The sequence below is a fragment of the Haladaptatus pallidirubidus genome (assembly GCF_020700235.1).
GTDB classification, from domain to species: Archaea; Halobacteriota; Halobacteria; order Halobacteriales; family Haladaptataceae; genus Haladaptatus; species Haladaptatus pallidirubidus.
In genome coordinates this window covers 38695-63433 of the sequence record NZ_CP085302.1, presented here as the reverse complement: position 1 = coordinate 63433, position 24739 = coordinate 38695, and the positions used below count along the sequence as shown (strand labels likewise).

General features: G+C 48.4%; 24 protein-coding genes and 1 pseudogene. 9 read left to right on the top strand and 16 right to left on the bottom strand.

Features of this window, described 5'->3' with window-relative positions:
- Positions 1-398: 398 nt before the first annotated feature.
- The 3 genes from LIX15_RS21125 to LIX15_RS21115 form a co-directional block, all read right to left on the bottom strand.
- A complete protein-coding gene (locus LIX15_RS21125; RefSeq protein ID WP_227777332.1) occupies positions 399-1898 on the bottom strand; it encodes a tripartite tricarboxylate transporter permease in 1500 nt (499 codons plus the stop codon).
- Positions 1895-2380 (bottom strand): tripartite tricarboxylate transporter TctB family protein, encoded by a 486-nt coding sequence (locus tag LIX15_RS21120; protein ID WP_227777331.1) that lies wholly within the window; start codon positions 2378-2380, stop codon positions 1895-1897. Before LIX15_RS21120 ends, LIX15_RS21125 begins: the two co-directional genes overlap by 4 nt.
- 325 nt (positions 2381-2705) lie before the next feature.
- A complete protein-coding gene (locus tag LIX15_RS21115) occupies positions 2706-3743 on the bottom strand; it encodes a Bug family tripartite tricarboxylate transporter substrate binding protein (RefSeq protein WP_227777330.1) in 1038 nt (345 codons plus the stop codon).
- Positions 3744-3967: 224 nt separating this feature from the next.
- Here LIX15_RS21115 and LIX15_RS21110 point away from each other — a divergent pair, with 224 nt between their 5' ends.
- Entirely contained in the window at positions 3968-4408 is a 441-nt protein-coding gene (locus LIX15_RS21110; RefSeq protein ID WP_227777329.1) for a universal stress protein, read from the top strand.
- Here LIX15_RS21110 and LIX15_RS21105 read toward each other — a convergent pair.
- Positions 4398-5042 (bottom strand): MBL fold metallo-hydrolase, encoded by a 645-nt coding sequence (locus LIX15_RS21105; protein ID WP_227777328.1) that lies wholly within the window; start codon positions 5040-5042, stop codon positions 4398-4400. The genes LIX15_RS21110 and LIX15_RS21105 overlap by 11 nt on opposite strands.
- A 177-nt stretch (positions 5043-5219) precedes the next feature.
- Between LIX15_RS21105 and LIX15_RS21100 the strand changes: the two genes are divergently transcribed.
- Both LIX15_RS21100 and LIX15_RS21095 read left to right on the top strand, forming a co-directional pair.
- On the top strand, positions 5220-5990 hold the full coding sequence (locus tag LIX15_RS21100; protein ID WP_227777327.1) for an IclR family transcriptional regulator: 771 nt from the start codon (positions 5220-5222) through the stop codon (positions 5988-5990).
- A 356-nt stretch (positions 5991-6346) separates the two neighbouring features.
- Positions 6347-7264, top strand: a complete 918-nt coding sequence (locus tag LIX15_RS21095) for an NAD-dependent epimerase/dehydratase family protein (protein WP_227777326.1) — start codon at positions 6347-6349, stop codon at positions 7262-7264.
- Between the two features lie 163 nt (positions 7265-7427).
- Here LIX15_RS21095 and LIX15_RS21090 read toward each other — a convergent pair whose 3' ends face one another.
- Positions 7428-8465, bottom strand: coding sequence for a zinc-dependent alcohol dehydrogenase (locus LIX15_RS21090; protein ID WP_227777325.1), 1038 nt, complete (start codon positions 8463-8465; stop codon positions 7428-7430).
- Between the two features lie 216 nt (positions 8466-8681).
- On the opposite strand from LIX15_RS21090, the gene LIX15_RS21085 reads away from it, so the two are divergent.
- Complete coding sequence (locus tag LIX15_RS21085; RefSeq protein ID WP_227777324.1) at positions 8682-9371, top strand: 4-carboxy-4-hydroxy-2-oxoadipate aldolase/oxaloacetate decarboxylase; 690 nt, start codon at positions 8682-8684, stop codon at positions 9369-9371.
- 87 nt (positions 9372-9458) lie between these two features.
- On the opposite strand, the gene LIX15_RS21080 is transcribed toward LIX15_RS21085, so the two are convergent.
- On the bottom strand, positions 9459-10415 hold the full coding sequence (locus tag LIX15_RS21080) for a homoserine dehydrogenase (RefSeq protein WP_227777323.1): 957 nt from the start codon (positions 10413-10415) through the stop codon (positions 9459-9461).
- Entirely contained in the window at positions 10416-10949 is a 534-nt protein-coding gene (locus tag LIX15_RS21075; protein WP_227777322.1) for an amino acid-binding protein, read from the bottom strand.
- Positions 10950-11203: 254 nt separating this feature from the next.
- On the opposite strand from LIX15_RS21075, the gene LIX15_RS21070 reads away from it, so the two are divergent.
- Positions 11204-11941 (top strand): type I 3-dehydroquinate dehydratase, encoded by a 738-nt coding sequence (locus LIX15_RS21070; RefSeq protein WP_227777321.1) that lies wholly within the window; start codon positions 11204-11206, stop codon positions 11939-11941.
- An 84-nt stretch (positions 11942-12025) separates the two neighbouring features.
- Here the strand turns inward: LIX15_RS21070 and LIX15_RS21065 are convergent, their stop codons facing one another.
- Positions 12026-12772: a type I 3-dehydroquinate dehydratase gene (locus LIX15_RS21065; RefSeq protein WP_227777320.1), complete on the bottom strand. Its 747-nt coding sequence runs from the start codon at positions 12770-12772 to the stop codon at positions 12026-12028.
- Between the two features lie 429 nt (positions 12773-13201).
- On the opposite strand from LIX15_RS21065, the gene LIX15_RS21055 reads away from it, so the two are divergent.
- Positions 13202-13519: a DUF8118 domain-containing protein gene (locus tag LIX15_RS21055; RefSeq protein ID WP_227777319.1), complete on the top strand. Its 318-nt coding sequence runs from the start codon at positions 13202-13204 to the stop codon at positions 13517-13519.
- A gap of 249 nt (positions 13520-13768) precedes the next feature.
- On the opposite strand, the gene LIX15_RS21050 is transcribed toward LIX15_RS21055, so the two are convergent.
- Positions 13769-15088, bottom strand: coding sequence for a DUF8593 domain-containing protein (locus tag LIX15_RS21050; RefSeq protein WP_227777318.1), 1320 nt, complete (start codon positions 15086-15088; stop codon positions 13769-13771).
- A 989-nt stretch (positions 15089-16077) separates the two neighbouring features.
- On the bottom strand, positions 16078-16317 hold the full coding sequence (locus LIX15_RS21045) for a hypothetical protein (protein ID WP_227777317.1): 240 nt from the start codon (positions 16315-16317) through the stop codon (positions 16078-16080).
- 290 nt (positions 16318-16607) lie between these two features.
- Between LIX15_RS21045 and LIX15_RS21040 the strand changes: the two genes are divergently transcribed.
- A complete protein-coding gene (locus LIX15_RS21040; protein ID WP_227777316.1) occupies positions 16608-16883 on the top strand; it encodes an SWIM zinc finger family protein in 276 nt (91 codons plus the stop codon).
- A 134-nt stretch (positions 16884-17017) separates the two neighbouring features.
- Here LIX15_RS21040 and ddfA read toward each other — a convergent pair whose 3' ends face one another.
- On the bottom strand, positions 17018-17347 hold the full coding sequence (gene ddfA / locus LIX15_RS21035; protein ID WP_227777315.1) for a DdfA family disk-determining factor: 330 nt from the start codon (positions 17345-17347) through the stop codon (positions 17018-17020).
- Positions 17348-17592: 245 nt separating this feature from the next.
- Between ddfA and LIX15_RS21030 the strand changes: the two genes are divergently transcribed.
- A complete protein-coding gene (locus LIX15_RS21030) occupies positions 17593-17763 on the top strand; it encodes a hypothetical protein (protein ID WP_227777314.1) in 171 nt (56 codons plus the stop codon).
- A gap of 59 nt (positions 17764-17822) precedes the next feature.
- On the opposite strand, the gene LIX15_RS21025 is transcribed toward LIX15_RS21030, so the two are convergent.
- The 3 genes from LIX15_RS21025 to LIX15_RS21015 all read right to left on the bottom strand — a co-directional run bounded on the left by LIX15_RS21025 (position 17823) and on the right by LIX15_RS21015 (position 20773).
- Positions 17823-17963: a hypothetical protein gene (locus LIX15_RS21025; protein ID WP_227777313.1), complete on the bottom strand. Its 141-nt coding sequence runs from the start codon at positions 17961-17963 to the stop codon at positions 17823-17825.
- 37 nt (positions 17964-18000) lie between these two features.
- Positions 18001-18204, bottom strand: coding sequence for a DUF8172 family protein (locus LIX15_RS21020; RefSeq protein WP_227777312.1), 204 nt, complete (start codon positions 18202-18204; stop codon positions 18001-18003).
- Positions 18205-18427: 223 nt separating this feature from the next.
- The gene (locus tag LIX15_RS21015) at positions 18428-20773 is read right to left on the bottom strand and encodes a hypothetical protein (RefSeq protein ID WP_227777311.1); all 2346 of its coding nucleotides are present in this window, start codon (positions 20771-20773) and stop codon (positions 18428-18430) included.
- A gap of 871 nt (positions 20774-21644) precedes the next feature.
- Here LIX15_RS21015 and LIX15_RS21005 point away from each other — a divergent pair.
- Positions 21645-22609, top strand: a pseudogene (locus LIX15_RS21005) (transcription initiation factor IIB).
- A gap of 306 nt (positions 22610-22915) precedes the next feature.
- Here LIX15_RS21005 and LIX15_RS34020 read toward each other — a convergent pair.
- Both LIX15_RS34020 and LIX15_RS21000 read right to left on the bottom strand, forming a co-directional pair.
- Positions 22916-23146 carry a hypothetical protein gene (locus tag LIX15_RS34020; RefSeq protein WP_497007440.1) on the bottom strand — a complete coding sequence of 77 codons (231 nt, stop codon included), beginning with the start codon at positions 23144-23146 and terminating at the stop codon, positions 22916-22918.
- A gap of 252 nt (positions 23147-23398) precedes the next feature.
- On the bottom strand, positions 23399-24676 hold the full coding sequence (locus LIX15_RS21000) for an MFS transporter (protein WP_227777310.1): 1278 nt from the start codon (positions 24674-24676) through the stop codon (positions 23399-23401).
- Positions 24677-24739 lie beyond the last annotated feature (63 nt).

The following is a 24739-nucleotide window of genomic DNA, read 5'->3' as shown; positions in this document are numbered from 1 at the left end:
ATCACCCTAGTAGGAAATACTACACTGATAGCTTCGAATCCAAATTTGATATAATCTTACATAAAATACACGCTTAGAATTGTGGTCTATATACAATATAAAACCATCTGCATACTGTCCATATGTAGATATTTTTATCTCATCTATTCTATTAAAATTTAGAATATTCAATTATGGTATTGCTTTAGCTATCTTCGAATAGTTTACTCTATTATTAGCATCTAAACAGAATGTGGTAAGCTCAATTACTATGATATTATTCAGTGGACGATTGATATACTGAATAGTATTGTGACATCACTTCCCTGCTATCTAAATTACTATTTAATTCCCACATATATGGGACAGTAGGAGTATACTTCAATAAACGTGATAATTACATAACGATAGAATTTATATTAATTCATAATATCGGACAGCTCTGGCGACACTTTTCTAAATACTGGTAGAATTAATGTCCCGGCACTCAAGAGTAGAATGATGAGAGCGATTGGACTCTGATAGAATATATCGAGCGACCCACCGGACAGGGAGAGAGAGCGCCGGAGGTTCTCTTCTGCGATCGGCGCAAGGATCAATCCAAGAACCATCGGTGCGAGGGGGTATCCACGCAGTCGAAGAACATATCCAATGGCACCTGCACCCAACATTACCCACGCATCGAAGACGTTACCTCGAAGTGCGATTGCACCGATTACACAGAGTACGAATATCGCTGGCCAAAGCAAGGATTCGCGAACATTAATTAAACGAACCCAGTAATGGGCGCCGAGTAATCCGAATATTAGTATAAAAACATAGATGAGAAGGAATCCCATGAATATTTCATACAACAACCCAGTTTGGTCTTGATAGAGAGCCGGCCCAGGTTGGATATCATGCACTGCAAGAGCACCGATTAAAATCGCTGAAACAGAATCACCGGGAATTCCAAGCGTGAGTGTTGGAATGAGTGCACCACCAGTGCTTGCGTTGTTTCCGGACTCAGCTGCGGCAATTCCTCGTATGTTTCCTTCCCCAAATGATGGCGTAGCGTCTTTGATCCATCTCGTTGCCTCGTTATAGGTGATGAAAGCTGCAATGTCACCGCCAGCACCTGGAATAGCACCGATAATGACGCCCCCAATCCCAGACAATACCGATACAGGTGCGATCGACTTTAGATCTGCGAGCGACGGAACGACACCCTCTATTTCTTGATCAACCTTTTTGCCGTCGCGGTCAATCCCCTCAGAGTATGATTTTAGTCCTTCTGCAATCCCGAATAATCCGATCATTACCGCAATGAATTGGATCCCGGTGAGTAGCTCTGGAACCCCAAACGTGAACCGTTGAAATCCCGTGATTGGATCGATACCAATCGTCGCAACAAGCATTCCCAGCAATCCAGACATCATTCCTTTCGTGAGCGAATCACCGCTCACACTGGCGATGATTGTTAATCCAAAGAAAGCTAATGCGAAGAATTCTGGTGACCGAAATTGAAGAGCAGCATCTGCTATAACAGGAGAAAAGAACATCAACCCGAGTACGCTAATGATTCCTCCCACAAATGAGGCAACCGTACTAATCCTGATTGCTCTTCCAGCTTCACCTTTTTGAGAGAGGGGATAGCCATCAAAGATTGTCGCTGCGGCTGAAGGGGTTCCCGGTGTTCGAATCAAAACTGCGGGGATAGATCCAGAATACACTGCACCTCCGTAAATTCCCAACAGTAGCATCATCCCATTTGTGGGATCCATGGTAAATGTGAACGACAGTAATACTGCAACAGTCATTGTTGCCGTCATTCCTGGAATCGAGCCCATGAATATACCAAGGAGTATTCCTGAAACCATCAGAAGTAGTGTGAATGGGTTCAGAATAGTCATGAAACCGTGGACGATATTATCTATCATAAGATCACCCCAATGGGAAGAGTGGGTAGTAACCTTGAGAACGGTATGATTCCCTCAGGAAGTCGAACGAGGAAAAACCGGCTAAAGATATAAAACAATGCCACTGGAAGGCAGATCGATATCGATATAATCGTAATTTTTGAACGAATGCCGGAATAGTAGAGTACGATGGGTAAAAACACCATTGTCCCTATTAAAAAGCCTAATACCGGCATTAAGCCCAAATAGAGTAGTAGAAGTACGAAGACTAAAGCAGCAGATTTAAAATCGAAATCAATCATCTCAAGTTCAGTGTCGTCGTCAACGATCAGATCTACAATTGCAAATACAATTATTCCAGCTGAAATTATGATTGGGAAGAAACCGGGTCCTACCTGACCATTGTCTGGAAATCGACTAGCAAATAGTATCACTGCTATCGATATTACTATAAACACTAATGCGAGCGGGTTTGACCTGATTTTGTCTCTATTGATGATCATATGAATTCCTCAATTTTCCCCGATTTGCACATCTCAAGTACACTGTGGTGTCGGAAATCAATTCGTTAATATCTCGTACAGTATCATCTCTTAACGCCACAGATGATTGGTTACGGTGAGTATTCAACGGAGTATCTCTCTTCGCCATGTCTCAGGTACTTTCGTGCCAAACTCTCTCAGGGCACTATATAAATGTATTGGTAAGGGGGTGTCTTCCGGTAATCAGATATCATCTGAATTGATCAACTTGTATTATTATGTCATGTGATTTTAGAAACTACACTAAAGACATCATCCGCTATTCCACCGACGTATTCCGACTCCATCACTTGTTTATATTAAGCTCTTTAACAAGTTTACCATAATATTTGTACTTTTGATCCAGGAATTTCTTCAATTCGTCAGGACCGCGTTTGACTCTCAGGAAATTATTATTTTCCATGAATTTCTTGAATTGCTGATCCTCATACACCGTATTGTATGTTTCAACGATAGAATCGCGGACATCCTCTGGTAGATCTTTTGGCCCGAAATGAGCAAGCCAAGACCCAATTACGATGTCTACACCTTGCTGTTTCATTGTCGGAGTTTGCGGAAGTGAGTCGAGTTTTTCGTCGTACATCACACCTAATGATTTAAGCGGCCCATCTCGAACCTGTGGTGCTACCTCAACAGCTCCTACAGTCGCACAGTCAGTTTCTCCATTTAGTGTAGCTGTAATTGCTGGTTTCGCTCCGTCATACGGAACGTGTTGGACGTTAATCCCCGCTTCAGATACAAATGCTGCACCCGCCATATGCCACGAGGATCCTGTTCCCGAATTTGCCATCTTTATCTTCCCTGGATTTGATTTCGCAAAGGAAAGGAATTCATCTAGTGATTTATATTTGGAATTCTCATGTACAACAATAGTTGCTGGCATCTGAGTGTACTGCATAATTGGCGTCAAATCTTTAGGAGATAACTCAGCAATCTCTAGATGTTCGAACAGACATATCTCGGGTGCAGTACACCCAAGTGTGAGTCCATTGGGTTGAGAATTAGCCACTGAACTCATCCCAACTGAACCGGATCCACCCGTTTGATTTTTTACGTTCCATGAGACTTCTGTGTTCTTTTCAGCCGCATCAGCTACAGCCCGACTTGTTCGATCCGAGCCTCCACCGGCTGCCCAGGGAACGACGATCTCTACCTGTCCAGATGGCCAATTTTGACCGCTACCTTCCGAAAGCTTATCCAAACAGCCCGCAGTGCCTACAACTCCGACTCCACTAACTGCTTTGATGAAATTACGCCGTCTCACGCTTGTGTGTTTGCGAGGTTCTTCATTCTCTACACGAAGGGGTGACTGGTTACCAACCATCTCACTCCCATCGTATAGGGACTATTATTTAGTTTTTTCTTCGTAAAGGATACATTTCATTCAGAATTCCAATAATGACAATATTGGTTTTATATTAATTTGACAGCTTTGAGATTGGTGATCAGAATGGAATCTATTTTATCTCGATCCCTCGAGTCTTCCTTTGTTTAGCCGAAAACACAATCTAGCGAAACAGTAATATGGTATAACGGATATCACTGAATATGGTAATCATTGCAGCAGTGGATAGATCCACTCGAGCAACATATACAGTGGAAGAAGCAGCACAATTAGCACGAGCATTTGATGAATCGCTTCATGTTGTTCACGCGTTAACTCGTTCGGAGTTTGTGGACTTGGGTAAAACCAATGCTCAAGCGGGCGAACCACTGGACATGGATCAAATACGCGCTGCAGCAGCAGAGATGGTACAAGACGCAATATCAGATGTAGCGATTCAGTATGAAGCCGTTGGGTTAGTTGGTGATCCAGCGGATAAGATTGTTGAGTATGCTAACGATCAAAATGCCCGGTATATCGTTGTAACCCCCCGAAAAAGATCGCCCACTGGGAAAGTACTGTTCGGGAGCTTTGCCCAATCGGTGCTGTTAGAGGCCAACTGTCCAGTCGTTACTTGCATCAAAGAAAACACGACTAAGGCCTAGGATCCCATTCACGTTCTACGAGGAAATCATCTAGTTTCTGTTTTGGGTTATCGAAGACGTTTGCGCCATGAAACACTAACACCGTGTCAAAGTCATATTGGAGCAAATCATAAAGGTTGAGCTCCGCCGCTTTGTGATCATCGTTGAACAACGCCGGCGGCGGGAGAAGATATCCCTCTGGTAGCCCTGCTCGATCTGAACCATCAAGCGAATCTCCAGAGATGAGAATATCTCGATTCGCCAATAGTAGCGCGGACGTGGCTTCAGTGTGACCCGGTACTTGGATCACCTGGATATCCCCTTCGAGAATATCACCGTCTTCAAAGCGTACATCCGGTTCATAGTCGATTGCCTCATAGAGTTTTGATTCATTACCGGCTGCAACCAATTCGGGGTCAAATTCCTCCATAATGTGTGGAAGCCCACCATGATGACCATGGTCGCCATGAGTAAGGATCACTCGATCAATTGTCCCAAACTCGTCTTTAAGTGTATCAACCAGTTCTTCACCGTTTTCATCGAATGCTGTATCGATAAGTGTCGTCTTGCCTTTTGGAACGTCTTCTAGCACGTAAACACGAACGTGTTCAAACTGGATTTTGTAAATCCCATCGATTACTGGTTCTGCACTCATTACAGGCAATCATGCCTTGCCGGATCAAATAAAACTACCGGTAGATTGTAGAAACTCCCGATCCTAAGTGGTTGTACGGTCGTCTGAGGCAATGAAGAGTTTATCTTTTTTCGAGGTTCACTTCAATATGCTTGAAACAATCGGTGTGCTTAATAGGGCTATACACGAGTATAGAGCATGGGCAATGAAGAGAAAACGTCCGGACAAAGGCTCAAAAGTGTAGATCAATCTTTCCGTATTATTGAATATCTTCGCGAGAACGGTCCGGTAACGCTTTCAGAACTTACGGAGGATTTAGAACTTCCTATGAGTACTGCTCACGTTCATCTATCTACTCTTGTAGAGAACGAATATGTGATCAAATCAGATGGAGAATACCGATGCAGTCTTCGATTCCTTCGTATCGGAGGTGAACTGCGTGACAAGCTTTCACTTTTCCAAGCGGCAAAAGACGAGGTCGACGAACTGTCTGATACAATCGGAGAATACGCGAATGTTGGTACCATCGAGAATGGTTATATGGTTCAGCTGTATAAGTCACGAAACTCGTCGTCAATTGACGATAATGCCTCTCTCGGCTCTCATCTGTATTTGCACTCAACAGGCTTGGGCAAAGCAATGCTTTCTCGACTTTCCGAAGAGAGATTAAATATGATTCTTGACCTTCGCGGGCTGCCTCAACTAACCCAGACAACGATTACAGACCGTCAAGCACTTGAGAAAGAATTAGCAGAAATTCGAGATCGCGGATACGCAGTCAACCGTAGCGAGCACTTTACTGGAGTATGTGCAGTAGCTGTTCCAATATTATCGGAGAATAATGAGGTAGTCGGTGGAATAAGCGCTAGCGGACCAATTAGCCGAATGGGTGAAGAACGAATTGAGAACGAAATCGTACCAGCACTCTTCGATAAGCAGAATTTCATCGAATTAAAAATCAAACAATAAAGAGCCTATACAACTTCCTCGTCATAATCCATGACAAAACTATGAATGTAATCCAAGTCCCGGCATCCATTACAACACTATCTTTGTAATGGACTGTTATCGACCATCAGTCTCAGTCGGTCACTTCAATAATAATGAAGCCGCCACCAAATAGGGATTTTAACCACTTTCTCCTGACGACGCAATAGTGCTCATCTTATAGTATCATAACTGGTTTCAAGGTGTATTTTCGGTTATCAGCGCCCTTATTGCCTGGTTTGTATACAACTGGTACATGCCCTCCGACAGCATATGTACGAAGAAATCCCACGTCGACCGAAAATATATATAACAGAAGTACGTCGTTGAGCATGTCGATGAGCAAGCAAAAAGTCCTAGTGACGGGACCGTTTGGAGAAGCGGGGGAAGCAATTCTCAACTATCTCCTGGAAGAGGACCAGTATGAGTTTACGTTCCTCAATCGTAGTGATCATCCAGAATATGAGACTCATGTGGCTGATATCGCGGACTACGACGCAATTCGCCCAGCCTTCGATGACCAAGATGCAGTAATTCACCTAGCAGCGCAGTCAGATGCTGGTGCAGACTTCGAAGGTATCGTCGATCCAAATATCATTGGTACTTACAACGTCCTCAAAGCGATGAAAGATGCGAATGTTCAGAAACTCATCTTTGCCTCCTCACAACGGGTGATGGGGCTCTATGAGGAAGATCATGCTCCAGAACTCTTCGAAGAGGATTATCCAACTCGATTTGATCCTCTCAGACTCACTCACGAAACGCTTCCGAAACCGGATGGGTATTATGGGGCTTCCAAAGTATTCGGTGAGAATATTTGTCGAGTACATGCGCGACGTGAGGGAGCACCAGAGCAGGTCTATTCGCTCCGTATTTCAAGTGTACGAACGGAGGAATATGATCACCCATACGGAGATGCTGAGCGTGGCGTTGATCGCACTGATGAGCATACATTGACCGATGAAGACGAAGTCTGGGATCAATCACAAACAGGATCATGGGAACGTGGCAGTGATGAGTATGAAGAGATGGTAAAACGTCTGAAAGCCTCTTGGACTTCCCAGCGAGACTTTGCACATTTGCTCGAGTGCTGTCTCAAGGATGAGACGGTGGTCTATGATACATTCTATGCTGTCAGCGGAAATGCTGCTCGCTGGTTTGATATTGAACATGCGCAGGCAGTTCTCGGCTATGACCCGAAGGATGATGCCTCTGAGTGGGATCATCCGCCTGCGGTCGAACACGCATCCGAGTAGCACCATTGTCGATCTAACGAAGCCGAGCTCGACGGTCTTGCATCTATAACGATTTTGAGGTTCATGGATTTACTGAGTTAGTGGGCTTTGCAAAATAATAGAGCTCGCGAGAATCACAACCAGTTATCGGCTCTATCTATTACGCTGATTTGTCGATCTCGATTTAGAGTTCAGAGATATCGAAAACGGGCTTTGCGGTTTCGCTGGCGAGAAATGCCTCAAATGCTTCCTCAGCATTGAGAAGTGAAAACCGATCATCGATGAAAGTCTCGGCATCAATGTCTCCGGATTGGATCATACGGAAAGCACGCTCGAAATCATCGAATAGAGCTCCGTAAGTACATTGGATGTCGATTTCAGAACGTACGAGGGGTGTGTAGGCCATCGTAGTTTCACCGGTTTGACCAACCAGAACGATTTGTCCTCCTTTCCTCACCTCTTCGACAGCAGTAGTCAATCCAGAAGGATGTCCTGTAGTATCAAATATGACATCGTAGCCAGCACCGCCTGTCTTGTCTCTCCGAACAGCTTCTAAATCATCATCTTCAGCGTTGATGATCTCAAAGCCGAGTTTCCGAGCAAGAGGCAAGCGGTAGTTTGCATCTCGACCAACTCCCGAAATCACAACTTCCCCACCTTGGGCGTCAGCTATCTGGGCGGTTAGTAGACCAATCGGTCCGGGACCCTCGACAAGAACCCGGTCACCAGGCTCAACTCTCGAATTTTTAGTGACAGCACGTACAGCAATCGCCGTCGGTTCGGCTATTGCCGCATACTTCAGATGAACGTTGGCAGGTATTGGATGGAGGACGCCTTCGGGGACCGCAATATAGTTCTCATAAGCTCCATCGTGGTCGATGCCCGTAAGCGCTGTATTTTGGCAGATGTTTTCCTCACCAATTTGGCATTGATAGCAATCTCCACATGGTCGGATTGGTCGCTCGACCACGTGATCACCGATACTGTAGCTCGAAACATTTTCACCCCTCTCTATGACGCGTCCTGCATATTCATGACCGATGATAGTTGGAAGGTTCATCCGCTCAAATGCAGACTTAAATTTGTAGATACCAGCATCACTTCCGCAGAGACCCGCGTACTTGACTTCAACGAGTACTTCGTCCTCTGCTGGTGTCGGCTGGGGGCGATCTATGAGTTGCATAGCCCCTTCGTTACGCGCAACTTTGGCTAATCCACGCATGGTCGTTCATCACGTGCCGATGAATATAGTTTTATTGATTAAGTCAGTTATTCTCCTCATATTACGGTACTATTGATGAGAGACCTCGGCGTCTGACCTCTAGTTGGTATTGATCTGGAATGAATAATAGCCCGCCCCGTTTAAAGTCTTCAAACTTACAATTGAATATTGAAATGAACCGGCAGTTTAAAATGACTTGAGCTCACCGATTCTATTATGCATACGGTAGAGCCGAGTGTAAATAGACCAGAGTATGAGATCGTTTCCGGATTTGAGGATGTTCCGACCTCAATTGTGTCAGATGTAACTGGGAATGTCGGATTAACAATGGACTCTGGTATGAAACCTGTCTACAGTGGCGCCGAACTGGCTGGAACTGCGATAACTGTGAAAGCCTCGCCAGGTGATAATCTAATCATTCACAAAGCAATCACGCTGGCGGAGCCAGGGGATGTTCTCGTAATTGATGCAAATGGATATGTGGAAACAGGCCACTTAGGTGAGCTCATGTGTACATCATGTAAGGCAAATAACCTTGCCGGAATTGTAATCGATGGCGCCATTCGGGACCGCAAGGAAATCGAAGAAATGGAGTTTCCTGTTTATGCTCGGGGTGTTCATCCACAGGGACCACTCAAGCAGGATCCTGGTTCGATTAATGTAACAATTTCCTGTGGAGGTGTCACTGTCGAACCAGGTGATATCATGGTAGGAGACGACGAGGGTTTAGCAACCGTCCCATCCGAGAATGCCGAGTCGATTCTGGAACGGTCACATGAGAAAATTGACGCCGAAAATAACACCCGGGAACGAATTCAGAACGGTGATTATCTCTTCGAGATTAATGGTTACGACAAACTATACGAGAAGCTAGACGTGGTTGGGTCTGAGGATTCAGTTCAGTAGTGATACTTCTCAATAATCATCTATAGCATTCACCTGGATTTAAGATCGAACGGAAGAGGCTTATCAAGAAGCCAGTGTAGCCTAAAATCACCGAGAGCGTTCTAACTGTTGTACGTCTCTAAGAATAGTAGTTGCTACCGCATATTCAGATGATCTATCCCCAGATACACTTGTCTGTCCAGCGTATTTAGTTTCCAGTTGAGCAACTGTTCTTAAATTTGTCACAGCAAGAGGTCCATTTCCCGAGACGAGCTGTGGACCAACATGAATGCGGTCATCTTTAATTTCGCCAATAAGCCGGATAGTACGACCATCTTCCTGTGCGAGTTCGAGAGTACTGCTTGGAAGGTGATCTATTCCTTTTATAGCTACGTCGTCGAGAGCGATTTCTTGCCCTGCTTGATCTAATACGTTTGCAAGGATGCTACACGAGAGTGCTGTTTCAATACCTTCAACGTCAAAGCTTGAATCTTCCTTGACGACACCAAGTTCTTCTGCCTCGGCAAGAACGTGTTCGTACTCTAAACTTTCGGCAGCCATTCGGGATAGAATAAAGTTTGCGCGACTATTGAATGCCCCTCGGATCCCAGTTATGTGGTTAGATCCGAGAGCACTGATCGTTGAAAGCACCGGCATTGTTCCACCAACTGTTGCCTCAAATTTGACTACACCCTCGCTATCCCGCTCTAGGGAACGTACGTCCCCATATCGCTCAGCCATTGGTCCTTTGTTACTAAGTACAACGTGACGATCACGCTCTAACGCTGCTTTCACATGGCTGAATGCTGGCTCTGCATTACCGATTGTAGTAGGTGTCACCTCAATCAGAGCTTCATAGGATCCTTCGATAGCTTCTTCTGTATCTTGATTACCGATGATTCCTTCTGATTCCTTATTTTTGAAAGCTGTTTCAACATCTAAACCATCGCTATCGACAACAGCGCTTTCTGAATCTGCCAGTGTAGTCACAGTATGCCCATATTCGGCGGCTAAACTTGCTACTGCTTGTCCGACAGCACCTGCTCCAATTATACCAAGTTGCATTTAGATCTCTCCGTCTAGAGACAATGGTTCAATTACACGTAGATCTTTTTCTGCAGCAACTGTTCGAACAACTTCCATAGTCTCTTCAATTTCGCCAGTCGCGGTCGCAAGTTGCAGTCGAGCACTCGAGACATCCTTTGTTCCTTTCGGTGCAGACAATGAGAGGTCTGTTACAGTTGTGTTGCTCTCATTGCGAATTCGAGTAAGTGTATCTGAGAGGTCTGTATCAACTAAATGACCAGATAAAATAATCGTAATCGATGTACTATATCGTTCTGTACCTGCTTGCACAACTTTGATCCCTGCATTGCGCAACGCATCTATAATCGCATTATACCGTTCAGATGTTGCCTCAAGATCTACTTCAACCGGAATATGACCCCGCGGTGTAATATTTCCTCGTTCGTGGAATATCGAGAGCAAATTCCCACCGTTTTCAGCGATTGGTTCAAGAGCTCGTAGTAGCTCTCCTGGTTCATCAACTAACTCAAGTCGGATTGTATGAGCCTGTACTTCGCTTTGAATATCAGTCATTTTTGACAATCCCCGTCCCGTATGGTCTATTCATAGGTCAAATCACGAACTCCCGGGTATATAAATACCACCGATGCTACATCTTTTGTAGCAATCCTCACAACTGCCCAGCTTGAACAAACATTGATCTCATAGGTGGTCCTACGGTGTATCTCACCGAGATTGCTCAAAGTAAGGCTTTACCCCGTATTTTCTGCAGGCCTATTATTATAGAGACAGAATATTTTATACCCTATGACGTGGTGTTCTATTTCATGGATTACGATGATCTCGTTCTCATCGCCGAGGTAGACGAGTTACTTGACGAACCAACGGTTCGGTCTTATGCCGATGCAGTTGCAATCCCGTTTTCGGATGCTGATAGTGTCATTGATCAAGTAAAACATTACTCTGGTGAACTACCAATTGTCATCACAACCTATGCAAATAAGGATCGTAATGCTACATTCTCCGACTCTGAGATTGACTCTCTTCAAACGGTAGTGGAGCACGATTCTGTTGAAGCAATCACTATCAGTTTGGATGATGTTCAGAAAGAGGAGCAGTTGCTTAAAAGTCTCAACTCTGCAAATGTGGATATTATAGTTTCATATGTCAATTATTCACAGACACCAAGTAGATCTGATCTAATGTCAACTATCATGGGGGCGGCAAACTTTGGAGATATTGTTTACGTACAAACAACGGCAGAAACCACAAATGATACCTCAACACTCCTTTCAGTGATTAATGACGCAACAGATCAGGATGTAATCATCGGAGGGGTTGCCACTGGCAAGATAGGCCGCCATACGCGTGCTATCGCGCCGTTTTATGGTTCGAAGTTAGCATTTGCACCTGCTGCCCAGAGCCAAAATAACAATAATAGAGATACATTCACTATTCAAGAGCTATCGGAACTTATAGAAGATATTGAATATTCTAGCACCACAACTTCGCTCCATGATTCGATCACTAATTCACTTATTACTGAATATGACGATCCAAAATGAATATTGAGACCTGCTCTTAAGGCAATATATCAATCGCGAAAGGACTCAGAGCAATTAGGGGATTTACTCTATTGTTTTTGTGGGCTACTTACTAGTCTTCACAACGCCCTTCCTCGCATCTGATTTTCCATCATATTCTATATCAGTAAATAAACTCTTATCAGATGATCCCAGCGTATCAATCATAGATCTGAGTTTGTGAATCGGAATTTGACCTGGTGCATATTCGCTTTCATCAGATTCCAGCGGAGCGTATCCAATTTTAGCTCCATAAAGTGGTGCAATAGCACGAGTGTGGCTACCAATCGCCCCCATCGAAATCCCTGTAGCACGCAACCCGTTTTCGGATACCGAACTGACAGCCCTAATCATATTTAATGAATCAGAATAACTATTTGCGTATGCTGCGACTTTTGCCACATCTCCATATTGATCACAGGCTTCAAAAATAGCTTTGAGAACATTCAAGTCAGGGGTTTCATCGAATTCATGGAATGAGATTATAATCTCCACATCTCCTTTTTCAAACTCTTCAAGAACCCAACTGGACCCGCGAGCTGTTTCTAATTCTATATCAATCATCTTTACAGCCTCAAATTCTGACGCAGTAAAGAGATGGTCAAGTCGTCCTGAATCATTTGCTTTCCCACCGAACCACTGAGCTCTATTTGTTGCGATTATCGGTAATTCTCCATCGTAATCAGCTAGTTGAGAAAGGGGAGTGTTTGCTTTGTCCATTCTAAACTCAACAACGTCCGCTACCTCTCTTACCTGTGCTTCTCGCTCAAGATCATTTGTAGTAGCAGCGAGAGCGAACTGATCTGGTTCCATGTTGGCACGCTACGTGGCTAGCGTCATAAAAAGATTCGATCTTTACTGTACTAGCATGACTAGAGCATATTAACATTGCGAGTTGCCCAGTGAACTCTATCTAATTAGATCGGTTTGCAACTGAGTGGTAGACAGCCGATCAGCACAAAATGAGTGAATCCAGTCAGTGCGCAATAACTAAAAATCTTGGACGATTTCGACGATACCTGGCAAGCAGAGGGGTTAGAATCGCGCTCTCGAGCCACACGGGAAGCCATTCAGGAATATATTGAACGCCATACCCAATTAGCGTCCAGTAGCATCACATCGACGACCCTGATTTTTCGATCCGTATCTGTCGAACCTCGTTCAAAACGTAACTAGACGGCACAGAAAAGCGCACAGTGGAAACAATCCAGCTTCGATGTGTGAGCCCCCGGACAGGTCGACGTGACCAATGAGAGCTACGAGAACCCCGCTGAGCATCAATACGTCGTCACGCTGGACGACGTGACGGGCGACGCGATGGCGTGTACCTGCCCGCACCACGTTCACCGAAGTGCGTTTTGCAAGCACATGGCCGCCGTCGAGAACGCGACCGACGATGGCACCCTTGAGGCATTCCCATCAGAGGACAACGACGACGAGCGTATCAGTGGCCCGTACACCGGCTACGACAAAGACGGCAATGTCGATCACAACTACTGGAAGTGTGAGCACTGTGGCGCGGAAGCCACTCGGAAAGGCGCACTCACCGACTGCTGCTAATCCACGGAAGACAGTCCATTGGTCTAAATCAGTCCACTTCAAGCTCGTCGCAGCACACTAGACAGTCCCCCTGGTCGTCACCGGATATGACCATCACCCGCTGGTACTAGGATGACAGTCCCACAGGCTGTAACACTATCAACGTCTGTTACTCGAACTCGGATTCGAACGTCGAACTCATGGTGCGAGTAGCGTCGGTCTCTCGCCGAAAAGAGAATGGCCGTCAGTTCCGACACTGATCCGGTACGACTAGCCCGCGATTTGTACTTCGGTGGGTCTGACCTCGTCTATCTGATCCGCTCGCAACGGATAGGTGTCCTCGTCGTGTTCCTCGATGCCGAGTTGGGCCTTGATTCGATCCGTGAAACTCGGATTCGGGTTGACGTAGATGACGTCCGCTTCGACCTCGGAGACGATTCCGATCTTCTCTCCTGCACGGTTCACCACGTCCTTTCCTGAGTCGTTGCTGCTGAGCGAGATGGGTTCACCCTCGGCTTCGGTCGTCTCTTCCTGTTCGACGGTCGTGGATTCGGTTTCTGACTCCGTCGTCGTTTCCGTGGCCGTCGTTTCCTCGTCGATTGTTGCTTCCGTTGAGGTAGTCGATTCATCCGCCATCGTGACCTGTTCGGACTCGACCTCGACCTCCCGTTCGACGTATTCGACATCGACGAGACCGCTCTCGACGAGTTCGGAGCTCGCCGTACTACTCTCGACGACCTCGCTCTCGGCGAGGTTATAGACGTTTTCCACCTGGTCTACGATTTCGTCCTCGATGAGTCGTCGTTCGAACAGCACGCTCTCGATGATGCGGTCATCGGTGAACTCACTCTTGATATCCGTCGTTTCGATTACGTCCTCGACGGGCATCTCGGCGAAGATATCGCTTTCGAGGATGGTTCGCTGGACGCCTTCGATATCGACCACGCTTTCCAGCGAATCCTCCTCAAGGATGTCGCGCTCGGCGACATCGACATCGATGACTTCGCTCTCGATTAGCTTACGCTCTATGACCTCGCGACGAACCAATCGTGTTTCGTCGAATTCGAGAACGAGGGTGTCGTCGTCGAGGAACTCGGGTTCGGTGTCGGTCAGTTCGCGTCGGATGAGTTCCGTGTCGATAATTCGGTCGGCAATGATTTCCGAATCGACGACCTCGCTCTCGATGGTTTCGGTTTCGACGATTTCGCGCTCGATGACGCGGGTTTCCGTGATTTCGCTTCTGACGGTTTCACCCTCCAACAACGCCTGTTCAACGTCCGCGTTTTCGAGCGTCGCCCGTTCAGCGACTTCCGAACGCGGGACGATCTCGTACCGCTCTGTCTCCTCGTCCGTTGGCGGATACCGGATGAGCACCATGTTTTCGTTCTCGAACGTTTCGAAGAACGCCTCCCATTCGGTTTCTTCTGCTTCCACCTCGGAGTGTCGCTCCGAGTGATAGGCGAACGGCGACCGAGTCCCTTCATCGTCTCGGTATGCGGGTTGCCAACCACTCTCCTCCGCCCATGTTTGAATCGTTTCGCGGTCGGTCGTGATACGTGTCTCGTCGTTCGTTTCTGTATTGTCCGTCATTTCCCCCACCGATTACGGGCTAGCCAATGGGTTACTTATACATGTTGGCTAACGATTGACTCTGGAATCGGTATCGCTGTGATCGTCATCTTCAACAAGCCCGTTCAAAACCTCATCCACCGTCCAACGTGGCCATCCACGCTCCTTCGCACTCTCACTCGTCATGGAGAGTTCCAGCGGCTCCATCACCGCGAGTACATCCGCTGGCTTACGTTCTTGAAATACAGAGAATGTGCATAGCAAACAACCCTTGATGACTTCTTTGATGTGGAGAGATATTTCTCGGCGAGTATGTCTGTCAGCAAGGGAACACTGCGAAGACATAATTTAGAAGTCATCAGGTAGAAGTTCTCTGGATGTCTTCTAGAGTAGAGTAAGAAGTTCTTTCTGTTTGTGAATTTTTTATCAGATGTATATATGAAATCTATATCTCTTATTGTGATGATATGAGTAACAGGGAGCCGACACACTATCGACCTAAGAACACATGACAAAGAGACGTCCAAAAAACGGAGGTGATCCTACCGTGGTTGCAAGATGTACCGAGTGCGGGAATATCTATCCGGCGCAAGAGGCGACAAACGGGAATTACCGTCCAATAGGGACAAACGGGTCGTGCAACTGTGGTAACGAAGATTTCGAACTTGCTACCTGAGGAACACTCTCGCTGTCTTCTCCAGCTCGATTCGCTCCACCAAGTCCGAAACCGATGATAGATACGCGCCTTGCATTCGGCACGCCTCTTGACTTATATCCTTTTTCGGGAGCTTCAACAAAGCCAGATATCTCTAATAGACTGTAGACTGGCCAAAATTGAGTGGTGACTGACCGCTAGGTAGGCGCGTCTGTCGCGAGCAAATCTTGTATGTCGTCCCGAATACCGATACCCGAGAACATAGTTATATGTCCGGCAGCACGCGGATTTAGCTGGTTACTTTGCGAGGACGGGCATCACGCTCCCCTTCGCTGTCAATTCCTACGAGCGAGAGCTATTCCGGTCGAATCCAAATCACTCGACGCACCTCGGGCTTCTTCTTGCGAATTTCGTCGTTTTCATGGAGACGGCTGAGAACATTATACGCCGACCGTCGGGACCATCCAAGTTCGTCCGCGATCTCGCTCGTCATGTAGGGTTCGAGCGGCCGCATGACCTCTAAGACGGCCTCTTCAGTGTGTTCTTGGACATATTCGCCACTCTCATTACGCGCCCGCTCATCGTTCTCTGTCATACCTGCTCCTTCATTTCCGCATGACATAAGCTTATTCCTTGTAAGGAAAAAGATAGTTTACCAACTATGTTCTATAAGAAATAAGTAGGAAGAACGGTGACCTCGGGCGTGTAGAAACGCGCCGGGTGTTGTAGCACCCGGCACCGGTCTTCCGAAATGCTACCCAGAAGACCATGAGTACGAAATCGAGTGCAGGACTTGAATCTGCCGAGACGGCCCCAGAAACGCGCGCAGGCCGAACAGTTCGGCTTCCGGGTTGAAGCCCCCGGAATGGTCGATGTGACCAACGAGTGCTACGACAACCCCCCGCTGAGCATCACTACGTCGTGACACTGGACGACGTAATGGGCGATGCGATGGCCTGTCCGTGCCCGCATCACGTCCACCGAAACGCCTTCTGTAAGCACATGGCCGCAGTCGAAAATGCAACCGACGATGGGACGCTCGACGCATTCCCGTCCGAGGAAAAAGACGATCCTGAACCAGCAGACTGTGACTGCGACGGTCTCGGTGGTTTCCCGGGCTGGCCGTGCGCGCAAACGGAACGGAAGGAACTACCGAACTAACCTCGATCTCTTATTTACATATCGTTGATAATCGCTACCGGAACTCACCGATCAGCGAACACTATGGTGTCTACAGGAGGAGCGACTGAGGAGCGTGCCTTGCACTCTTTTGTGTCACAATCACATCACTAGAGTTAGCTGTTCGTCACCGATTCGGCGTACTCGAGAGTAATCGTCCCACCGCTATCGACCGTGACATGATACGAGTCGTAGTTGAACTCAACTTGACCGTCAGTTTCACGTGGGGTACCATCCATTCGTGGCTTAAACAGTGCATCAAGAGCGTCTGGGTCGATAAAATCCGCCAAGAGTGCCAGCTCGGCAGGATCGGCGTTGTTAAGTGTTGCAACAGTCTTGATGAGTTCCTCGCTGACGCTGTCTGTGATGGGATCAAACTCCAGATAATGGGGGGTAGTGGTTACCTGCTCCCTATTCTCGGTATCCAGCGGAGTGTCATTACTCATGGTAAAATACGATCAGATAGTTTGTAGTATGGTACTTAAACAGAACACCGGCTATATTTGGTGCTGTCAAGTCACCACTGTCTGATCAATCAAAATCTACCGCGCAAAACAGTCCGCCAAATTCAGAATATAATAAATTGCTCACTGAGTACCACGGTGATATTTTCGGACGCACCCCGTACTAACCATGCGGACAAACAGGGCGCACCGCAGAGCCAACCTTATTCGCTTTAGCCTTTTTACCCATGTCACGCCAAACGAAATTTGCCGATGGGGCCGCCCAGCGAACGCTGACGGAGTGCACGGCTGGTTCGACCGAACGCGACGACACACCGACGACTGAGCACGTCCTGCTCGACCGTGCCAACAGCATGCGGCGGACGTCGCCGGACTCCGATACGCCGGAGGTAGGTTAATGGCAACTACCTGTCTGCATTAAAGTATTTGAAAACCTGCCGTCGTATCGCTGAGAACGTTAGTCTTCGAGGTTGGCAACGTGCGCTGCGACAGCCGAAAGACTCTCGACTGCAACACCGTTCTCTCGTGCCTCAACCCGCTCACGGGCGCTCCGGATGTACTCCTGAGCGTTGATGTGCGCGGATTCGTTCTTGCTCATACTATTAACTCGGGACTAAGGAACCATAACGATTGGATCACAATCGGCTTGCAAAGACGCGTTTTCCGTCATCGTTCTGGGCAAGCAATTCAGATGCCCCTGCTCGTTGGAGATAGTCTGCCGCAAACTCCCTCCAGACGTGTTCATGCTCGGCAGCATAATACGCCCATGGATCGAAGAATATCGTCATCACTCGTTTGCTCCGCAAATCGTCCCTGCTCGTCGCGCTCACGATCCACATACTGTTCCTCGAACACGACCGGCGACCGTTCGATGGGCTGCGACGCATTGCTAAGAACGGCCAACTCGAACCGGTTATCGATGTGGTGCTATTAGAGGTGGTTTCCAGAACACACGAGATGGTCTAAGGAGGCGAATTCACCGGCAGGGTAGTGCTGGACCTCGCGAGTGAGAGAAGATGGCGAACGGAGATATCGGCATCTCGAAGCCGCACTCGCTACCGCCTACGCGGTGAGTGTTTCGAGTTGGTCGTCGCCGATGGTCTGATCGAGGAGAATCTGTCCCGTCCCGCGCATCGCAGTGCTCACGAATTCCGTCACATCGACGTCCTTGTCGTCGAACTCCTCCCGGAACTCCATATACTGTGCGACTGTGTAGAGGGTAACGCCGGTCTTGTACACCCGCTTTACGTACTCCTTGCCCGCGTCCGTCAATGAGTGGTTCGTCAGGAACTGCTGAAGTGGCGCGGCATCCATATTGATGTGGACGTCTATCTCCTCGGTGGAGTCCATCACTTGCACGATGGTGTCCTCGTCGAACGCACGGTCGAAGGCGTCCCAGTCCTCTTCATGGACGGGATGCGTAGTTGGTAAGATCATCTCGCCTTCGATCGCCCCGTTCGTGTGCGAGTTCGTCGTCCGCGTACGGTCGTCGATACGTGGCTCTGCGTACTCTAGCATGAACGACCGTTCGAGCGTCGTTCCGCCGTCCCCACCAGCGGGACCGACCTTGACGTGGATCGGAAAGCGCTGTCCGGGTAACGCGTTCTCGGTGGGTTTCAGCGTGATCGCAAGGATACCGTTCAGCACCCGCACGGATTTGACCACGTCACTTGGAGTGACGTAGATCGACCCCGGATCACCGCTTCGCGTCAGGTAATCGTTGGGGGCATCGAGGACGAATCGTTGCCGAGCGTACGCATTCGAAGGCATCTCCTTTTCGTATTCGAAAACTGCGTCCGTCTCGACGTTGCTCTCGTCCGCCGTGTCAGCGGCGGACGTGCTTTGATCTGGATTCCAGACGACGTAGTCGTCCGGACCGTGGTACGTCTCGATGAGTTCGAGCCTACTCGGATACCGGTCGCGTGAATCGACGCCCGAGTTCGCATCGTGCACGATCGGTCGTTCCAACCGGTCGCCAGTGGCGAAGTAGCGTTGTAACGCTGGGTTCCGTTCGAGAATTGTCATCAGGACGTCCTCGACGAGCTCGTCGGCGTCGTCCGTCGGTAGTTGTTGGCGACGACGCCGTTCTTCGTCGACAAGGACGTCGTTCGTCTCGAGAAGCGATTCGAGTTCACGCTTCAGCGTGCGTGCGCTTGGACTGTTTCGCAGGCGGTCGCGTGACGCGGGAAAGAGGTCGACGACACTCGAATCGTCGAGAGTGGAGAAGTCGACGAACACGAGTACGTCGCGGGCGACGTGCGGGAGATTGCACCGATTCCGAATGAACGTCCGGCCCTGGTCACCGTGCGTTTGTCCGTTGATGACGAAAAAGATGGCTTGGTCGCGGTGTTTCTCGCCACCGACGAAGTGTCTGTTCTTCGCCGTGACGGGGTCGTATCCGCGTTCATGCGTAAAGCCACCATCGGCTTCGACCCCTTCAAGCGTCGCGTCGTCCTCGAAAAGGATGATGCGGACATCGCGGGTGTTGAGCGTTGTGTCCTCGAAGTTGTAGGCGATGGTCTGATCTGATGCAACTAACTCGTCGTACTGCTCGAGCGTGGCGAACAACCCGTTCGTTGTCGTCACGTCCGGCTGGCCGTCGGCTCGCGTGTCTGTGAGTGTGAGCGGGACGGGCGTGTCGAGGAGATATCGTTCGAGTCGGTAGCGGAACGACGTTGTGAACCGGGTTTTCGCCTCGACGTTGAAGTCGAACAGTTTAACGATTGAACCGTTGTCCCGACCGTTTACCGTCCCCGCGAACGTCGGTACGTCACCATCGATCGTGAGATACTCGTAGCGATCCTTCGCCCTGTTCTTTCGAACAAGCGTCCAACTCCACTCCTCGGGGTGATCGACGCCCGCCGAGAGGACGAGTTTGTAGCCCCGCTCGCCGCAGAAGGGTAACACGCCGGAGCTTCCCATTCCGTACTTGCCCTGAAGGAATCCGTACTGCTGTTTGGTCTTTCCCGGCTGGAGGAATCCGAGGAACGTCTCTTCGAATCGTTCCGGTGGCTGACCACACCCGGTATCGGAGAGCGTCAACGACAGCGACTTTTCTCGCGTGCCGTCGGCAGCGAGGCGTATCTCTTCGTTGTTGGGGTCGATGAGCGTGTCGGCGGCCGTGTCGAGTGTCTCGAACTCGTCGACGGTATACTCGTCACCGACGTGCTCGTGGTAGTTTTTCAGCAGGATGGCGTCGATACTGTTGACGATGAGTTCCGTCAACGCAGCCATCGGATCGGCCTGTTGGTTCTCGACGATGCCGTAGTTGTTATCGATACCGCCGAGCGGTTTCCACACGGCAGCTTCGAGATAAGCGTCGGTGAGAGCAGCCGTAACGTCGGCCTCCGTTTCTGCCGTTAGGAACTGTGCAGCGTCCTCTTGTGTAGTGTTGAACTGAATTGACATAGTCTGGTGCAGCAAGTGTCTTTCGTGATGCTGCAGGTGTGTTGCTCGTGTCGTGTCTCGTGAACGTGCGGGATGGCTCGTGCACACCGATTACCGCTTGTCCCTCGTCACATCCGTAGATGCCTTGTTCTATCTACGTGACGACCATCAGATACAAACAGCCAAATCTCACGGTATCACCTCTCCAACGTTGACGTCTCGTCTGCGTTGCGCGAACCTCGTTTGCTCCGTTTAGTCGTCCATGCGCCGTAGTACGATGGGGCTACTGCGCTATCGTTTATAGTGTCTTGACGTGGTTAAATATCTCGGTCATCGACCGAACGAGCATCTCAGAGGGGTTGAAACCGGTGATTTTGCCTCGCCAAAGAATAGGTTTCACAGCAAATCTCGAATAAGCTTGATCAGGTTGTGACACGACTCCGTATCATTCACGGAAATTGAATATCCGAAGGGATCCGAGTCAGTCCGAGCGTCGTGAAATCCCGATCAAAGGCAAAGATATAGTCGATATCGTACTCACGAGCAAGCACCGCACTCGTGTGATCAACAAACGAAATCTGCTGGTCGTCATAGCGCTCGAACTCGTCATCACGGCTGCACACTTCCTAGATCTATCGGTTGAAGCGATTGCTTGGGAGGTATCACACCGAGCCTAACGAAAGGCGTAAGTCGTTAAACACAATCCAGCGATAGATGAGGTCACGATTTTACTCGCCTCTTTATAGTCTGAAGCCGATAGACTGCAATGTTTTTCTCTGATTGACCTAATCAACTAACAATCCATTCCTACTGTGTGAAAATCATCTACCAACTATTATGTGTTTGCTACTCATAGTCACAATTGATCAAGAGTAACGGGAGTCAATACACTATGACACGGCGAATACAGCGTTCCAATCAGCAGGTCGAAACAGACCAAGAGCAGGCTTTGACAGCCGACCATCACGCTTGCCCGGAATGTAAAAATACTATTTCAATCCCAGACAAGGCGGTCGAAATAGTTTGTAATGAGTGTGAACTCGTTGTCTCCGATAGTCGAATCGATCGTGGCCCTGAATGGCGTGCTTTTTTCGACAAAGAAAATCGGTAACGGAGTCGCGTGGGTGCACCCATGACTCATCAACTCCATGATAAGGGATTGAGTGCAAAAATTAGCGATCAGAACGTGGATGCACACGGGAATGCGCTTGGGCGCCGAAAACGGAGGAAAATGCAGCGGCTTCGCAGATGGGATGAACGGTTTCGCTCAAAATCAAATCACGAGCGAAATCTCAAGCATGCACTAGGAGAGATCTCTCGCATGGCTGCAGCACTCGATATAGGCTAATCTGAATCTGAAACTGCCAGCGTCATTTACCGGTGAGCGCTTGAGGCAGACTTACTGCCAGGACGGTCAATCGAGGGAATGGCAACAGCGAGTCTCTATGCCGCAACTCGACAGGTGGGTGTTCCGCTCAGTCTCGATAATTTTGCGATAGTCAGTCGCGTAGAACGCCGCCGGATCCAACGAGCGTATCGTTATCTCACCAACGAATTGGGACTCGGAATTGCACCGACTGATCCTGCTCAATTCGTCCCTCGATTTGTCTCAGAACTCGATCTAAGCAATGAGTTAGAACGAACGGCTCACGACTTACCCAATTCTGCAAAATGCTACAACACGCAGAGCGGGAAAAGTCCGGTTGCACTTGCTGCTGCAGCTGTCTATGCGGCTGCAAGGCTAAGAACGAATCTGTCACCAAAGATTCGGTTGGGACTGTTGCACATATTGCACCAGTAACGATCAGAAAACGATACACAGAACTCCTGGAATTATATGGGAATTCAGAATTGTAGATTGTCCAGCTTTAACATCAATACAGAACATATAAAATAAATAGTGACCAACAACGATATATCTAAGGCTCATCGCTAAGATCGACGCTCAGCGCTGTTGTATTAGATTGTTCGTGTGTCTCAATTCCTACATCTGTGAGCTCCACCTCGCGACCATCTTGCAACTCAATCGGGATCTTCACCTATACTCGGGTTGATATACTAGTGACAAAACATTTTGGGCTGTTGGAATAGGGGATATATGAGCGAGTTCCGATAATACGGTTTGACTCACCTCATCCTCGTATGTCGATAGACTGGGGGAAGTTACAGATATATATCGAACAACAGAGTTGAGACGTGATTTACCCAAAAAGAACTAACCTGCCGTCCTCTTCTCTTTCGCGAGCTTTTCGTACGTTTCGGCATGCTCTTCCGCTCAAGCGCTGCCATCGCACGCATTACTTCACGGCGTTCCTGTGCTGTCTCTGCTGCTTGCAGCTGCTTCCGGAGACTGGCACATTCAGCCTCAAAGTCGGTCGTGCTGTACGAGCTCATCTTAGCAGTAAATATGTCCGTCATGGTATGAAAATTATGAAAAACCAAACGGTCGAAAATCATCAGACGAGAATCAAGTTCATGAGTAATCGGATACCTGTCCCCAAAAAAGCTCCGATAACTATATCGATTGACTTTCCAGCGAATGTTCAAAACATCATGATGCAGACTTGATCCTCTCCATACACTGAATTAAGGTCGGCATTGAACACGAATACTTTGTTAGAAGCTATCTGCTTCCGATAAGCCTGATCAGATAGTTTCTATCTCGTTTACGGCTGGTAATCCACGAAGTGCTGGCACTGCTGCAACATAGCCAGCAACCCAAAGCAGTCCAAAGCCACCAGCAGCCATCACTACCGTCACTCCAAGTGTTTCTCCAATAGTTCCACCAAGGAGCATACCAATTGGCGTTACCGCGACCGACGCAGAACCAAGAAGTGCACTCACTCGCCCAAGGAACGCATCAGGAACCATCCGTTGTACCATCGTTCCGATGAGCACATTTGTCGTACCAACTGGAATAAGCGCGACTGCGAAGCAAACTGCTGTAGCTGGCAACGATGGAACGAGTAACGCTGCGAACCAACCAGCTGCAGAACACAAAAACCCACTTATCACGAGTGGACCAAATCGAATGCCATCCAATCGCGATCCAAAAAGTGCACCTAAAAGCAAACCGGCGGCAGTTCCTGCTCGAATCATCCCATACGCACTTGGCCCGCCGAGTTGATCGGCAAATGCTGGAAGAACAGCATTTGATGCGCCAAGCAGCCCGTTTGCAAATACCCCGACTCCTAACAGCCAAACTATCGGCGTTCCACGAACAAATTCGATGCCAGCTCGAAGTCGGGTCAGATAACTACTTGTATCACCGCCGTCAGTTGCCGTGGTCCCCTCTGTAACCTCCTTAGTTTCACCAACTATTGTCGTCTCGTCACTCACGTCACCTGTTCCTGCAGTCGGAATATTGACGCCAGCGAATAATACAGCTGCAATAACGAATGTCAAAGCATCCATCGTATACAACGCTACGGCACCGACTGCAGCAATGAGTGCTCCAGCAAGGCCATTGAACACGAGGTCTGCGCCCTGATAGGCGAATGAAAACGCTGCATTCGCTTCGGTTAATTCCTCTTGTGCGACAATTCGGGGGAGTGCTGCACTCTGAGCAGGGTATACGAATTGATTGAGAAGTGAGAGAATTGGCACAACAACTAATACCAATGTAACCGAGCGGATGCCAAACAGCCATGCGACCGGAATAACGAGGACGACGGTTGCTTGGACGAGCTGGACGGCGATGAGCAGTCGACGGAATGGCCAGTGGTCTACCAATGGGCCGATAAGCATCTGTGCGAGTTGTGGTGCCATTGTGAGTGCACCAGCAAGACCGGTATAGGTACTGGAACCAGTGAGTTCATAGACCAGCCACATCGCGGCAACAGCGTAGAGACTGTCGCCAGCATTCGTAACCAACCGGCCGAATAAGAGCCGACGGAATGCTGTATTCCGGAGGAGCTTGTGCATACCAGTGACTACTCGCTTGATAAGATATATTCTTGCAGAATGACATTTCTGTCTTCCAACTCA